A 13,366-nucleotide genomic window follows, 5' to 3' on the forward strand; every position below is an offset into this window, starting at 1 on the left:
GCAAAGGTTAGTGGACCGGCGGTGCAGGCTCTGACGCAGCAGGTTGCGAAGTGGTTGCAACAGGCTCCGCGCGCCACGTCGCGGCTGCGATCACCGCACACGCCAACGCCGCCCCCACCAGCCACGAAACCAACGGCGTCCAGGTGTGCAACTCCAGCGGAGCCGGCACCAGATCGCCCACCTTCGCCGCCCGCAACCGGGGGTCCAGCGGGTCGTGCCCAAGCAGCATCCCCACGCCCCACGACACCCCCGACCCGAGGCACGCGCCGAGCGTCACGATCGCCACCGACCACGGACCGTGGTTACGCAGCCACCAGAACAACGCCCCACCGAGCACCACCGCAGCCACGAACCCGATCGCGGTGAACGTCCCGTCCGGCCCGAAGATCCGCGTCATCTGCTCCTCGCCGAGCTCCCCACCGCGCTCGTCCACGGTGTACTGCGCCAACGGCGAGAACTGCTGCCAAGCCCACCCGGCCACCACCCCGGCCACCAGGAACACCACCACCGTCACCACAACCGCCTTGGCCCAAGGCATCCGCGACTCCCCCGCCGGCCCCCCTCCCAAAGGATCGACCGACGAAGGCGCCCCGTACGGCGCAGGCTGAGACGACTCCGGTTGACTCACGTGGACAGTGTGGCGCATCCCCGTCAACTGGCCAGGCAGGAGGGGCCCAGGAGGGCCTTCAGGTCGGCCATCAGGGAGGAGGTCGGGGTTACGCGGAAGCGGTCGCCGATGCGCATGACGGTGGTCTTCTGGCGGGCCTGGAGGCGGAGGTGGACCTCGGTCATGCCGGGGTGGGACTGGAGGATGTCGCGGAGCGAGTCGACGACCGGCTGGGTGCAGCGGTTCACCGGCATGGTGAGGACGACCGGGCCGCTCGGGCCCTCGGTGAGGTCGGGGACGACGACCTCGTCGCCGCTCAGCTCGACGCGGTCCTCGCGGCGGCGGATGCGGCCCTTCATCAAGATGATCGCGTCGTTGCTCAGCAGGTGCGCGTGCAGCTGGTACGCCGAGGAGAACATCATCACCTCGATCGAACCTTCGAGGTCCTCGATGGTGACGATCGCGTAGATGTCGCCGCGCTTGTTCACCTTCCGCTGGACCGCGGTGACCAGGCCGCCGATCGTGACCCGGCTGCCGTCCGGGCGGTCCTCGTCGGCGAGCAGCTGGCCGATCGTGCAGTCCGAGCCGTTGGTGAGCACGTGCTCGACGCCGAACAGCGGGTGGTCGGACACGTACAGCCCGAGCATGTCGCGCTCGTGCGCCAGCTTGGTGGCCTTGTCCCACTCCTCGATCTCCGGGACGGTGACCGTGAGCCGGCTGTTGCCCTCGCCCTCGTCCGCGTCGTCGTCGCCCATCGAGAACAGGTCGAACTGGCCGTGCGCCTCGTTCCGCTTCAGGTCGATGGCCTCGTCGACGGCCTGCTCGTGCACCGCCACGACCGCACGCCGCGCGTGGCCCATCGAGTCGAACGAGCCGGCCTTGGACAGCGACTCGATGACCCGCTTGTTGCAGACCGGCAGCGACACCTTGTCGATGAAGTCGACGAAGTCGGTGAACCGGCCCTTCTCCTCGCGGGCCGCGACGATCTCGGCGACCACGTTCACGCCGACGTTGCGGATCGCGGACAGGCCGAAGCGGATGTCGGTCCCGACCGGGGTGAAGTTCGAGTCGGACTCGTTGACGTCCGGCGGCAGCACCTTGATGCCCATCCGGCGGCACTCGTTCAGGTAGATGGCCATCTTGTCCTTGTCGTCCTTCACCGACGTCAGGACCGCGGCCATGTACTCCGCCGGGTAGTTCGCCTTCATGTACGCGGTCCAGTACGAGACCAGCCCGTACGCCGCGGAGTGCGCCTTGTTGAACGCGTAGTCGGAGAACGGCAGCAGGATGTCCCAGAGCGCCTTGATGGACTCCTCGGAGTACCCGTTCGTCTTCATGCCCTCGGAGAAGCCGACGTACTCCGCGTCGAGCACCTCGCGCTTCTTCTTGCCCATCGCCCGGCGGAGCAGGTCCGCCTTGCCGAGCGAGTAGCCGGCCAGGCGCTGGGCGATCTCCATCACCTGCTCCTGGTACACGATCAGGCCGTAGGTGATACCGAGCACCGGCTCGAGCGGCTCCGCGAGCTCCGGGTGCGGGTAGCTGATCTCCTGCTGGCCGTTCTTGCGCAGGGCGTAGTTGGTGTGGCTGTTCGCACCCATCGGGCCCGGCCGGTACAGCGCCGTACTCGCGGAGATGTCCTCGAAGTTGTCCGGCTTCATCAGCCGCAGCAGCGCCCGCATCGGACCGCCGTCGAACTGGAAGACGCCGAGCGTGTCACCGCGGGCGAGCAGGTCGTACGTCGGCTTGTCGTCGAGGTCCTTGCTGAGCTTGTCCAGGTCGATCTGGATCCCGTGCGCGGCCTCGATGTTCTTGACCGCGTCGTCCATGATCGTCAGGTTCCGCAGGCCCAGGAAGTCCATCTTGACCAGGCCGAGCGTCTCGCAGCTCGGGTAGTCGAACTGGGTGATGACCTGACCGTCCTGGTCGCGACGCATGATCGGGATCAGGTCGATCAGCGGCTCGCTGGACATGATCACGCCGGCCGCATGCACGCCCCACTGGCGCTTCAGGTTCTCCAGGCCGCGGGCGGTGTCGACGATCTTGCGGACATCCTGGTCGCCCTCGTACAGCTGGCGGAACTCGCCGGCCTCGGAGTACCGCTTGTGCTGCGGGTCGAAGATGCCGGACAGCGGCACGTCCTTGCCCATCACCGCGGGCGGCATCGCCTTGGTGATCCGGTCGCCCATCGCGAACGGGTAGTCCAGCACCCGGCCGGCGTCCTTGATCGCTTGCTTCGCCTTGATGGTTCCGTACGTGACGATCATCGCGACCCGGTCGTCGCCGTACTTCTCGGTGACGTACCGGATCACCTCGGGGCGGCGGCGGTCGTCGAAGTCGATGTCGAAGTCGGGCATCGACATCCGCTCCGGGTTCAGGAAGCGCTCGAAGAACAGACCGTGCAGCAGCGGGTCGAGGTCGGTGATCTTCATCGCGTACGCGCACATCGAGCCCGCACCGGAACCACGGCCCGGGCCGACCCGGATGCCGTTCGCCTTCGCCCAGTTGATGAAGTCGGCGACCACCAGGAAGTACCCGGCGTACCCCTTCGAGACGATGACCTCGATCTCGTAGTCGGTGCGCTTGCGGACGTCGTCCGGGACGCCGGCCGGATACCGGTGCAGCAGGCCGGTCTCGACCTCGGCGACGAACCAGGACTCCTCGTTGTGACCCTCCGGGCAGGGGAAGCGCGGCATGAACCGGCCCTCGCCCTCGGTGAAGCTGACATCGCACTGCTCGGCGATCAGCAGCGTGTTGTCACACGCCTCCGGGAACTCCTTCCAGACCTCGCGCATCTCCGCCGCGGTCTTCACGTAGAACTCGTTCGCGTCGAACTTGAACCGGTTGGGGTCGGTCATCGTCGAGCCGGACTGGACACACAGCAGCGCCGCGTGCGCCTGCGAGTCCTCGGGCTTGGTGTAGTGCAGGTCGTTGGTCGCGACCAGCGGCAGGCCGAGGTCCTTGGCCAGCTTCAGCAGGTCCTTCTGGATGTTCCGCTCGATGCCGAGGCCGTGGTCCATCAGCTCGCAGTAGAAGTTCTCCCGGCCGAAGATATCGCGGAACTCCGCGGCCGCCTCGACGGCCTCCTTGTACTGCCCGAGCCGGAGCCGGGTCTGCACCTCGCCGGACGGGCAGCCGGTGGTCGCGATCAGGCCCTGGCCGTAGGTGTTCAGCAGCTCGCGGTCCATCCGGGGCTTGAAGTAGTAGCCCTCGAGGCTGGCCAGCGAGCTCATCTTGAACAGGTTGTGCATGCCGGAGGTGTTCTTCGCCAGCAGCGTCATGTGCGTGTACGCACCCGAGCCGGAGACGTCGTCGCGGCCCGAGTTCGCATCGCCCCACTTGACCCGCTTGCGCTCGGTCCGGTGGGTGTGCGGCGTCAGGTACGCCTCGACGCCGATGATCGGTTTGACGTCGTACTTCTTCGCCGTCTTCCAGAACTCGTACGCCCCGAACACGAACCCGTGGTCGGTGGTCGCGATGGCCGGCTGGCCCATCTCCTGGGCGGTTTTGAACAACTCGTCGATCCGCGCGGCGCCGTCCAGCATCGAGTACTCGGTGTGCACGTGGAGATGCACGAAACTGTCGCTGGACGCCATATCGACGCAGACCTCCCAGGGCGCGATTCAGATGAACCGCTACAGCCTATGCGGGCCCTCGGACAGTTCCGAAAACGGCGCCCCGGGGTGTCCCGGCAGCGCCCGCTATCCGGGCGTGGACCGAACCAGATTCACACCAGTCGCCCGAGAGGCAGCTTCCGGTCACCGGCGCACCGGTAACCGATGGCCCCCTGATCATCGTGAGATGAGCAACCGCGAGGCCGAGCTGTGCTGGTACTGCCGACGACGGTACGCATCACCGGATCACGTCGAAAATGTGCGACTCGTCGGCCCGGAGGCAGAAGCAATCAGGTCGGCCGAGTACTCGATCCTGGCAAGTGCAACCATCACCGTGCCGCGATGCGTCAGCTGTACAACCTCAAGGTGCAGGTTTACGTCGAAGCGCTCCTCACGATCGCGCTGAGCGTGTTCGTCGTGGCTGTCGTGGTGGTCTTCGCCGACCACGACCCGCATACGTTCTGGAACGGCGGCATGACGTCCGCTCTGTGGTTGGCCGGTGCCGGGGCCGTCGCCGGCGGACCGCCGAGGTGCTTCATCACGCTCCGCCGACGCAGGCCGTTGGGCAGCTACCCGCCGATTGCCGAGCTTCTCGCCTGCGGGTGGACGATCAGGAAGATCTGGTTGCTCGACCTCTGACGTCTACTGCGTGTCGACGAGCAGGTCGAGGGCGTGGTCGAGGTCCTCGGGGTACTCCGAGGTGAACTCGACGTACTCGCCCGTGCCCGGGTGGGTGAAGCCGAGGCGCATCGCGTGCAGCCACTGGCGGGACAGGCCGAGGCGCTCGGCGAGCACCGGGTCGGCGCCGTACGTCAGGTCGCCGCAGCACGGGTGGCCGATCGCGGACATGTGCACGCGGATCTGGTGCGTCCGGCCGGTCTCCAGGGTGATCTCCAGGAGGGTCGCGTACCGGAACGCCTCGAGGGTCTCGTAGTGCGTGACGCTCGGCTTCCCGCCGGCCACCACGCCGAACTTGTAGTCGTGGTGCGGATGCCGGTCGATCGGGGCGTCGACCGTACCGGTGAACGGGTCGGGATGCCCCTGGACGAGCGCGTGGTAGATCTTCTTGACCGTACGTTCCTTGAAGGCGCGCTTCAGGACGGTGTAGGCGTACTCCGTCTTCGCGACCACCATCAGGCCGGACGTGCCGACGTCCAGGCGGTGCACGATGCCCTTACGCTCGGCGGCGCCGCTCGTCGAGATGCTGAAGCCGGCGCCCGCGAGATGGCCGATCACCGTCGGGCCGGTCCAGCCGGGCGACGGGTGCGCGGCGACGCCGACGGGTTTGTCCACCACGACGATCTCGTCGTCGTCGTACACGATCCGCAGGTTGTCGACGGTCTCCGGTACGACGGTGACCTCGGACGGCGGCGCGGGGAGCTCGACGTCGAGGAGTACGCCGGCCGCGACCCGGGCGGACTTCGGCGCCGGGGAGCCGTCGACCTGGACCAGGCCGGACTCGATCAGCTCGGCGGCCTTCGTACGGGAGACGCCGAAGAGCCGCGACAGCGCCGCGTCCAGCCGCTCCCCCGCGAGACCGTCGGGCACGATCACGGTGCGAGCGCTCACTTGCGTAGCTCCCGGGTGCCGTCGAGCTTGATGCCGCGCAGAGTCTGGATCACCAGCAGTACGGCGGCCGAGGTGACGGCCATGTCCGCGACGTTGAAGATCGCCCAGTGCGGGGTCTGCAGGAAGTCGACCACATGCCCGTGGAACGGGGACGGCTCGCGGAAGATCCGGTCCAGGATGTTGCCGACCGCGCCGCCGAACAGCAGCCCGAACGCAACCGCCCAGCCGGCCGAACCGAGCTTGCGGGACAGGTAGATGACGCCGACCGCGACGATGATCTGCACGGCGCTGATGTACGGCGTGTAGCCGGCGCCGAGGCTGAAGGCGGCGCCGGAGTTCCGGATCAGGTTGAACTTGAGCAGACTCCCGACCACGTTCACCGGGTCGCCGGGCGTCAGGTGCGCCAAGGCCAGGGCCTTCGTCAGCTGGTCAAGTAACAGCACCACCAGCCCAACCCCGCCAAACACCACAGTCCACTTCCACGACCGATTCCCACCTTCGCCACCTCCGGCGCCATCGGCCGGAGAAGAGGAGGTGGTGGCGGGGCCGTCATCCCCGCCCACGGCCTCGCCGCCGCCGGCGGCGAGGCCGGCCTCAGAAGAGGTGGTGGGAGGGACGGTGGCGGGTGCGCCCTCCGTTGCCGGGTCGTCCGCAGTCGCGGCGGCGGACGTACCGCCGTCGGCGGCAGGCGAGGACGCCGCGCGCTCACCGGAGGCAGCTGCGCAGCTCGCACCTGCGCTCGGGGCCTGCCCGGACGCGGCCGCTCCGCTGCCGGAGGCAGCACCTCTCGCCCCGCCGGATCCGTCAACAGCCGGGCCTCTGGAGGCAGCACCTCTGCTCGCGCCGGGTGCGTCAGCAACTGCGGCGCTGGAGGCGGCGACCGTGACAGGTTCTGCCGGGGTGGGCGACGGAGAACCGGCCGACTTGGGGTCGGCCGGTTCGGGGGTGGCTGCGTCCTCCACCTGAGGGGACGAGGTGGGGTTGTTCAGCGGCGTTCCTGGCGTTCTTTGCATGAGATACACAGTGTCGCACGCGGGAACGCCTGCAACCGACCCTTGCCGATCGCGTTCCCGCAGTTCTCGCAGACGCCGTACGTGCCGTCGTCGATGCGGTTCAGCGCGAACTCGATCTGGTTGAGCATGTCGCGGGCGTTGTTGGCCAGCGTCAGCTCGTGGTAGCGCTCCAGGGTCGTGGAGCCGACGTCGGCCTGGTCGTTGCCGGCGCCGTCGCTGCCGTCCCGGAACAGACCCACGATCTCCTGCTCGGCCTCGTGGATCTCCTCCTTGAGGTGCTCGACCTCACCCTCCAGCTCCGAGCGCAGCTCGGCGAGCTCGGCGGCGGTCCACGGATCCTCGCCCGGCTTCACCTTGAAGCTCTCGGCCGTATGTGCGGCGGACTTCGCCGGCGCCGTCGCCGGGGTCCTGTTCTCGTTGGTCTTCATGGCCACCCTCTTCGTCTGAGCTTTCTTGGCAGGGGTCTTAGCCGCTGTGCTTTTCGCCGCGGTGGTCGGAGAGGACTTCTTCACCGCGGTGGTCTTCTTGGCCGGCGAGGTCTTCGCCGGGCTTTTCCGGGCCGTTGTCTTCTGGACCGGCTCGGCCTTCTTGGCGGCACTCTTCTTGGCCGCGGCAGTGCGTTGGGGGGCGGACTTCTTCCGTGCCGATGTAGCCATGGTCAGCTACCCCCTGCCTTCGTCGGAGACTGGAGCGGACTGGTCGCAAGACAGTAGGACACGTGCCCGGCACGTGCCAGCCTGACTCGCAGACCGTGGACATAAGGTAGTCGGTTCTTCAAGTCCGCTCGATGTTCCGCACATCACAAGCGTGTTGCAGACATCACTGTCCGTAACACTTCCCAGGTCAGCCCAGTAGTCGCTCGAGCCGTTCCCGGATGTCCTTCTCCTCCCCCTCCACCTCGACCAGCTTGTCCCTGCTGGTCGCACCATGCACCAGCCGGACCGCGGACCGCCGTACCGCGAACTCCGCCGCGACCGCCCCCAGGACAGCCTTCGTCGCCTGCCCTTCCACTGCACGGGCCGTCACCGCGACCACCAGCGCCGGTCCGGACGGCCCGTCGTACCGGCCGCCGACCGCTGTCCTGGAAGCCCCCGGCCGGACCCGCAGCAGAATTCTCATGGCCGAATTCTTACCGCACCACCCATTAACGATTCGTAGTCATCTCGTACGACGCCGTACACTGACAACCGCGAACCGCAAGGCACTGATGGGGCCATCACCCCGGAGCCGCCGGAAGAACGGTCCTACAGCGACCTATTAGAACCGGCAGCGTCTCGTAAAGGAAGTGGGTGACCGTACTTAGCGTCACCAAGGAGGGTGGTACCGCGCGGTAGCCGGCACAAGATCGGGTACTTCGTCCCTCGTCCAGCTCAGCAGGACGTGACGAAGGACGCACAACATGGCGGCAAACACCCCCTGGCGGCAGGTGCCGGCCCAGGTCGACTTCCCCGCGCTCGAGCGGGAGGTGCTCACCCTCTGGGACGAGCACGACACCTTCGCCAAGAGCCTCGAACAGTCCGCCGGCGGTACGCCGTGGACGTTCTACGAAGGCCCGCCGACCGCGAACGGGATGCCCGGCACGCACCACATCGAGGCCCGCGTCTTCAAGGACGTGTTCCCGCGCTACCGGACCATGAAGGGCTTCTGGGTCGAGCGCAAGGCCGGCTGGGACTGCCACGGCCTCCCGGTGGAGGTCGCGGTCGAGAAGGAGCTCGGCTTCAACGGCAAGCCGGACATCGAGGCGTACGGGATCGCCGAGTTCAACGCGAAGTGCCGCGAGTCGGTGCTCCGGCACGTGGACGCGTTCCGCGAGCTGACCGTCCGGATGGGCTACTGGGTCGACCTCGAGCACCCGTACAAGACGATGGACCCGGAGTACGTCCAGTCGGTCTGGTGGTCGCTGAAGCAGATCCACGACAAGGGGCTGCTGGTCGAGGACTACCGGATCACGCCGTACTGCCCGCGCTGCGGGACCGGCCTGTCCGACCACGAGCTCGCCCAGGGCTACGAGACGGTCGTCGACCCGTCGGTCTACGTCCGCTTCCCGCTGACCTCGGGCCCGCTGGCCGGCAAGGCGTCGCTGCTGGTCTGGACGACCACCCCGTGGACGCTGGTCTCGAACACGGCCGTCGCCGTGCACCCGGACGTCGAGTACGTCGTCGCGACCGACGGCAACGAGTCGCTCGTGGTCGCCAAGCCGCTGCTGGACCGCCTTGGCGAGGGCTGGACGGTCACCGGTGAGTACGGCGGCCGTGAGATGGAGCGGTGGACGTACCAGCGGCCGTTCGAGCTGGTGCCGTTCGACGAGCCGGCGCACTTCGTCGTGCTCGCGGAGTACGTCACGACCGAGGACGGCACCGGCCTGGTGCACCAGTCCCCCGCGTTCGGTGCGGACGACCTCGCGGTCGGCCGGGCGTACAACCTGCCCGTGGTGAACCCGGTGGACACCACCGGCCACTTCAACGCCGACGTACCGCTCGTCGGCGGGCAGTTCTTCAAGAAGGCCGACGAGGACCTGGTCGCGGACCTGAGGACGCGCGGCCTGCTGTTCAAGCACGTCCCGTACGAGCACCCGTACCCGCACTGCTGGCGCTGCCACACCCCGGTCATGTACTACGCGCTCCCGTCCTGGTACATCCGGACCACCCAGGTCAAGGACGCCCTGCTCCGCGAGAACGAGAAGACCAACTGGTACCCGGACTCGGTGAAGTGGGGCCGGTACGGCGACTGGCTGCGCAACAACATCGACTGGGCCGTCTCCCGCTCCCGCTACTGGGGTACGCCGCTGCCGATCTGGCGCTGCGCCGAGGACCACCAGGTGTGCGTCGGCTCGCTGGCCGAACTCGGCGAGCTGGCCGGCCGGGACCTGAGCGGCACCGACCCGCACCGCCCGTACGTCGACGACATCACGTTCGACTGCCCGACCTGTGGCGCCGAGGCGCACCGGGTCCCCGAGGTGATCGACGCCTGGTACGACTCGGGCTCGATGCCGTTCGCGCAGTGGGGCTACCCGTGGGCGGAGGGCTCGAAGGAGAAGTTCGAGCAGACCTACCCGGCGGACTTCATCTCCGAGGCGATCGACCAGACGCGCGGCTGGTTCTACACGCTGATGGCGATCGGCACGCTGGTGTTCGACGAGTCGTCGTACCGCAACGTCGTCTGCCTCGGGCACATCCTGGCCGAGGACGGCCGGAAGATGTCGAAGCACCTGGGCAACATCCTGGAGCCGATCCCGCTGATGGACGACCACAGCGCGGACGCGGTGCGCTGGTTCATGGCCGCGTCCGGGTCGCCGTGGAAGGCGCGCGGCATCGGGCCGAACGTGCTGAACGAGATCACCCGGAAGGTGCTGATCACCTACTGGAACACGGTCGCGTTCCACGCGCTCTACGCCCGGCTGGCCGACTGGTCGCCCGCCGACGCGCCTGCGGTCGAGGAGCGGTCGGTCCTGGACCGGTGGCTGGTCAGTGAGACGCACCGCCTGGTCCGGGACACCGACGCGGCGTACGAGGCGTACGACACGCAGCGGCTCGGCTCGCTGATCAACTCGTTCGTCGACGTGCTGTCGAACTGGTACGTCCGCCGTTCCCGCCGCCGGTTCTGGGCGGGTGACGCCGGTGCGCTGGCGACGCTGCACGAGACGCTCGAGGTGCTCACCCGGGTGATGGCGCCGTTGATGCCGTTCGTCACCGAGCGGGTCTGGCAGGACGTGTTCCGCCCGGTCACCCCCGGCCTCGCGGAGTCCGTGCACCTGACGAGCTTCCCGACGTACGACGCGACGCTGATCGACGACGTACTGGCGCAGCACGTGTCGATGGCCCGCCGGGTCGTCGAGCTCGGCCGGTCCGCCCGCGCGGAGGCGAAGGTGAAGACCCGGCAGCCGCTGGCCCGGGCGCTGGTCGGATCCGCCGCGATCGCGGACCTGTCCCCGGAGCTGCTCCAGGAGATCGCCGACGAGCTGAACGTCGGAACCGTCGCGCCGCTGTCGTCGGCCGGCGCGGACCTCGTCGAGTTCGCTGCCAAGGGCAACTTCCGGGAGCTCGGCAAGCGGTTCGCCAAGCAGACCCCGGTGGTCGCGGCGGCGATCGCGGCGGCCGATGCCGGTGCGCTGGCGGCCGCGCTGAAGGAGTCCGGGACGGCGACCGTGGTGGTCGACGGCGAGGACGTCCAGGTCGGACCGGCCGACGTACTGGTCTCCGAGCGGCCGAAGGAAGGCTGGTCGGTGGTCAACGAGCAGGGTGAGACCGTTGCCCTCGACCTCGAGGTGACACCGGAGTTGAAGCAGGCCGGACTGGCGCGTGAGGTGGTCCGCACGCTGCAGGAGGCGCGAAAGCGCGCCGGGCTCGAGGTGTCCGACCGGATCAAGGTCTGGCTGACCTCGACCGACGCCGAGCTGTCCGATGCCCTCGGCAAGCACGCGGACGAGATCGCCCGCGAGGTGCTCGCCGTCGAGCTGCACCAGACCCCGCCGGCGGAAGCCGCCGACGTTGCCAGTGGCACCGAAGCGGACCTGCAGCTCAGCTACTGGCTGACCAAGGCCTGATCGATCACGGCTACCGACGGTTGGCTGGCTCCACCAGCCAACTGCCGGTGGAGGCCTGTCCAGCGCGGCGCTGACGTGGAGTCACCGCCGAAGGACCCTGTGTCAGCTGGGCCCGAACATGCAGAAGAGGCGGTGCCGCCGGAAAGCACCGCCCCTTCTGTGGGGTTTTTCAGACGCCGTGGCCGCCGTGCGCCTGCGCGCGGGCCTCGGGACGGAAACCGTTCCGCGGGCTGAGCGTGTCGTCGCCGTTGCCGAGCGCCTTGAGCTGCTCGGTGAAGTACGTCTTCAGGCGGCTGCGGTACTCGCGCTCGTACGCGTGCAGGTCGTCGATCGTGCGCTCGAGCTGGCCCTTCTGCTTCTCCAGGGTGCCGAGCATCTGCGCGCGCCGCTCGGCGATCTCGCCGTCGAGCTTCTCGGCGCGGGCGCGGGCCTCACCGGTCATCCGGTCGGCCTTGCCGCGAGCCTCGTTCTCCAGCCGCTCCGCCTTGGCGCGGGCCTCGCCGATGATCTTGTCGGCGGTGTCCTTCGCCTCCTGGACCAGGTCGTCGGAGTGCTTGGTGGCCATCTCCAGCAGCCGCACCGCGGAGCTGGACGCGTCACCGACCGTGCCGGCCGCCGCGGCCGCTCCGGGAGCAGGCGCCACCACCGGCGGCTTCTCCTCGGGCTTCTCGACCACGACCGGGGGCTTCGGCTGCTGCACGACGGGCGGCAGCGCGGCGGTCTGGTCGACCGGCCGCTGCTGGTCCGCGCCGGCGCGCTGGGCAGCCGCGAGCTTGGCCCGCAGCTCCTCGTTCTCGGCGAGAAGTCGCTCCAGCTCGGCTTCCACCTCGTCGAGGAAGGAGTCGACCTCTGTGACGTCGTAGCCCTCCCGTAGTCGGACGGGCGTGAACTGCTTCGAGCGGACGTCATCCGGCGTCAGCGGCATCTTTCACCTCGTTTGTCTGTGTCTTGGCGGAGTCCCCGTGGTCTCGCCTTGGCGACTCAGTAGATCACGTTATCGCTTCGTTGTCTTAGAACGGAATCCGGGCTCTATCTACCCACTCCTCGTGGTCCTCACCCTTACAACGATCGAAGGGCCGTGGAGTTGATGGCCATCGCGACCGAGACGATCACGAACAGCATCAAGGCGGACAGGTCGAGCCGCACACCACCGGCGCCGATCGGCGGCAGGATCCGCCGCAACGGCTTCAGGAACGGGTCGGTGATCGAGTAGATCAGCTCGAACAGCAGCAGCAGCGGACCCTTCGGGTGCCACTGCGGCGCGAACATCACGATCAGTCCGAGCACGAACCGCGCCACCAGCACCAGGAAGAAGGCGAGCAGCACCCAGTACAGAACGATGAGGACGAGCGCTAGAGCATTCATGTCGACAACGAGTGTAGAAGACGCCGAAAGGGCGGTCGCCAACCAGAGCCTCAGCTCTGGTTGTAGAACCCGTCCGCCGCGATCTTCTCCTTCTCTTCGGCGGCCACCGTGACGTTCGGCGGGCAGACCAGGAACACCTTGGTGGTGATCCGCTCGATCGAGCCACGGCAGCAGAAGATCAGGCCGGCGGCGAAGTCCACGAGCCGCTTCGCGTCGGAGTGATCCATCTCGGTCAGGTTCATGATGACGGGCGTGCCGTCGCGGAAGTGCTCACCGATGACGCGCGCTTCGTTGTAGCTGCGCGGGTGCACGGTGGTGATGCGGGCCAACTCGGTAACCTCCGGGGACGGCGCGACCCCGCGCCGGTCTGGGAACTTGCTGACCGTGGCACCGCTCGGCTCCGGTCGCTCCTCGCGGTGCTCCCGGGTCTCGCGGCTCTCCCGGCCGGCTGCCACCGGCACGGTTTCCTGGGAGTCCCCGTCGACTGCCTCGTCGAACTCTTCGTCGTACTCGTCGTCGTACGTGTCGTCGTACCGAGCGTTGTAGCGCTCCCCGTCCTCGACCAAGCCGAGGTACACACCCATTTTGCGCAGTGCGCCGCTCATGGCCCCTCAGCACCTCGATCCGGTTCGACGACAACAGTGAGTCGGAAGCGAAA

The 13,366-nt window shown here is 68.0% G+C and carries 11 protein-coding genes; 2 read left to right on the top strand and 9 right to left on the bottom strand.

All coding sequences use genetic code 11. The features are described from left to right. Positions 1 to 7 precede the first annotated feature (7 nt). On the bottom strand, positions 8 to 538 hold the full coding sequence (locus ACXJJ3_RS06150; protein ID WP_458168970.1) for a hypothetical protein: 531 nt from the start codon (positions 536 to 538) through the stop codon (positions 8 to 10). 113 nt (positions 539 to 651) lie between these two features. Beyond that, positions 652 to 4,200 carry a DNA polymerase III subunit alpha gene (gene dnaE / locus ACXJJ3_RS06155; RefSeq protein ID WP_458168971.1) on the bottom strand — a complete coding sequence of 1,183 codons (3,549 nt, stop codon included), beginning with the start codon at positions 4,198 to 4,200 and terminating at the stop codon, positions 652 to 654. A 360-nt stretch (positions 4,201 to 4,560) separates the two neighbouring features. Here dnaE and ACXJJ3_RS06160 point away from each other — a divergent pair, with 360 nt between their 5' ends. Next, on the top strand, positions 4,561 to 4,857 hold the full coding sequence (locus ACXJJ3_RS06160) for a hypothetical protein (RefSeq protein WP_458168972.1): 297 nt from the start codon (positions 4,561 to 4,563) through the stop codon (positions 4,855 to 4,857). Positions 4,858 to 4,860: 3 nt separating this feature from the next. Here ACXJJ3_RS06160 and ACXJJ3_RS06165 read toward each other — a convergent pair whose 3' ends face one another. The 4 genes from ACXJJ3_RS06165 to ACXJJ3_RS06180 form a co-directional block, all read right to left on the bottom strand. Next, positions 4,861 to 5,787: an RluA family pseudouridine synthase gene (locus tag ACXJJ3_RS06165; RefSeq protein ID WP_458168973.1), complete on the bottom strand. Its 927-nt coding sequence runs from the start codon at positions 5,785 to 5,787 to the stop codon at positions 4,861 to 4,863. Continuing rightward, complete coding sequence (gene lspA, locus ACXJJ3_RS06170) at positions 5,784 to 6,800, bottom strand: signal peptidase II (RefSeq protein WP_458168974.1); 1,017 nt, start codon at positions 6,798 to 6,800, stop codon at positions 5,784 to 5,786. The genes ACXJJ3_RS06165 and lspA overlap by 4 nt, the downstream gene beginning before the upstream one ends. After that, positions 6,773 to 7,456 carry a TraR/DksA C4-type zinc finger protein gene (locus ACXJJ3_RS06175; protein WP_458168975.1) on the bottom strand — a complete coding sequence of 228 codons (684 nt, stop codon included), beginning with the start codon at positions 7,454 to 7,456 and terminating at the stop codon, positions 6,773 to 6,775. Before ACXJJ3_RS06175 ends, lspA begins: the two co-directional genes overlap by 28 nt. Positions 7,457 to 7,643: 187 nt before the next feature. Continuing rightward, complete coding sequence (locus ACXJJ3_RS06180; RefSeq protein ID WP_458168976.1) at positions 7,644 to 7,919, bottom strand: DUF167 domain-containing protein; 276 nt, start codon at positions 7,917 to 7,919, stop codon at positions 7,644 to 7,646. A gap of 280 nt (positions 7,920 to 8,199) precedes the next feature. On the opposite strand from ACXJJ3_RS06180, the gene ileS reads away from it, so the two are divergent. Then, positions 8,200 to 11,343, top strand: a complete 3,144-nt coding sequence (gene ileS, locus ACXJJ3_RS06185; RefSeq protein WP_458168977.1) for an isoleucine--tRNA ligase — start codon at positions 8,200 to 8,202, stop codon at positions 11,341 to 11,343. 169 nt (positions 11,344 to 11,512) lie between these two features. Here the strand turns inward: ileS and ACXJJ3_RS06190 are convergent, their stop codons facing one another. The 3 genes from ACXJJ3_RS06190 to ACXJJ3_RS06200 all read right to left on the bottom strand — a co-directional run bounded on the left by ACXJJ3_RS06190 (position 11,513) and on the right by ACXJJ3_RS06200 (position 13,313). Beyond that, on the bottom strand, positions 11,513 to 12,268 hold the full coding sequence (locus ACXJJ3_RS06190; protein WP_209699510.1) for a DivIVA domain-containing protein: 756 nt from the start codon (positions 12,266 to 12,268) through the stop codon (positions 11,513 to 11,515). Positions 12,269 to 12,402: 134 nt separating this feature from the next. Continuing rightward, positions 12,403 to 12,708, bottom strand: coding sequence for a YggT family protein (locus tag ACXJJ3_RS06195; RefSeq protein WP_458168978.1), 306 nt, complete (start codon positions 12,706 to 12,708; stop codon positions 12,403 to 12,405). Positions 12,709 to 12,758: 50 nt separating this feature from the next. Next, complete coding sequence (locus tag ACXJJ3_RS06200; protein WP_325036416.1) at positions 12,759 to 13,313, bottom strand: cell division protein SepF; 555 nt, start codon at positions 13,311 to 13,313, stop codon at positions 12,759 to 12,761. Positions 13,314 to 13,366 lie beyond the last annotated feature (53 nt).

It is taken from the genome of Kribbella sp. WER1, assembly GCF_054189145.1.

What these genes read in the sequence shown, in the direction of transcription:
- ACXJJ3_RS06150 (WP_458168970.1), bottom strand. Translation starts at nt 538, where the DNA reads ATGCCTTGGGCCAAGGCGGTTGTGGTGACGGTGGTGGTGTTCCTGGTG.
- ACXJJ3_RS06200 (WP_325036416.1), bottom strand. Translation starts at nt 13,313, where the DNA reads ATGAGCGGCGCACTGCGCAAAATGGGTGTGTACCTCGGCTTGGTCGAG.
- ACXJJ3_RS06195 (WP_458168978.1), bottom strand. Translation starts at nt 12,708, where the DNA reads ATGAATGCTCTAGCGCTCGTCCTCATCGTTCTGTACTGGGTGCTGCTC.
- ileS (WP_458168977.1), top strand. Translation starts at nt 8,200, where the DNA reads ATGGCGGCAAACACCCCCTGGCGGCAGGTGCCGGCCCAGGTCGACTTC.
- ACXJJ3_RS06180 (WP_458168976.1), bottom strand. Translation starts at nt 7,919, where the DNA reads ATGAGAATTCTGCTGCGGGTCCGGCCGGGGGCTTCCAGGACAGCGGTC.
- ACXJJ3_RS06175 (WP_458168975.1), bottom strand. Translation starts at nt 7,456, where the DNA reads ATGGCTACATCGGCACGGAAGAAGTCCGCCCCCCAACGCACTGCCGCG.
- ACXJJ3_RS06190 (WP_209699510.1), bottom strand. Translation starts at nt 12,268, where the DNA reads ATGCCGCTGACGCCGGATGACGTCCGCTCGAAGCAGTTCACGCCCGTC.
- ACXJJ3_RS06160 (WP_458168972.1), top strand. Translation starts at nt 4,561, where the DNA reads ATGCGTCAGCTGTACAACCTCAAGGTGCAGGTTTACGTCGAAGCGCTC.
- lspA (WP_458168974.1), bottom strand. Translation starts at nt 6,800, where the DNA reads ATGCAAAGAACGCCAGGAACGCCGCTGAACAACCCCACCTCGTCCCCT.
- dnaE (WP_458168971.1), bottom strand. Translation starts at nt 4,200, where the DNA reads ATGGCGTCCAGCGACAGTTTCGTGCATCTCCACGTGCACACCGAGTAC.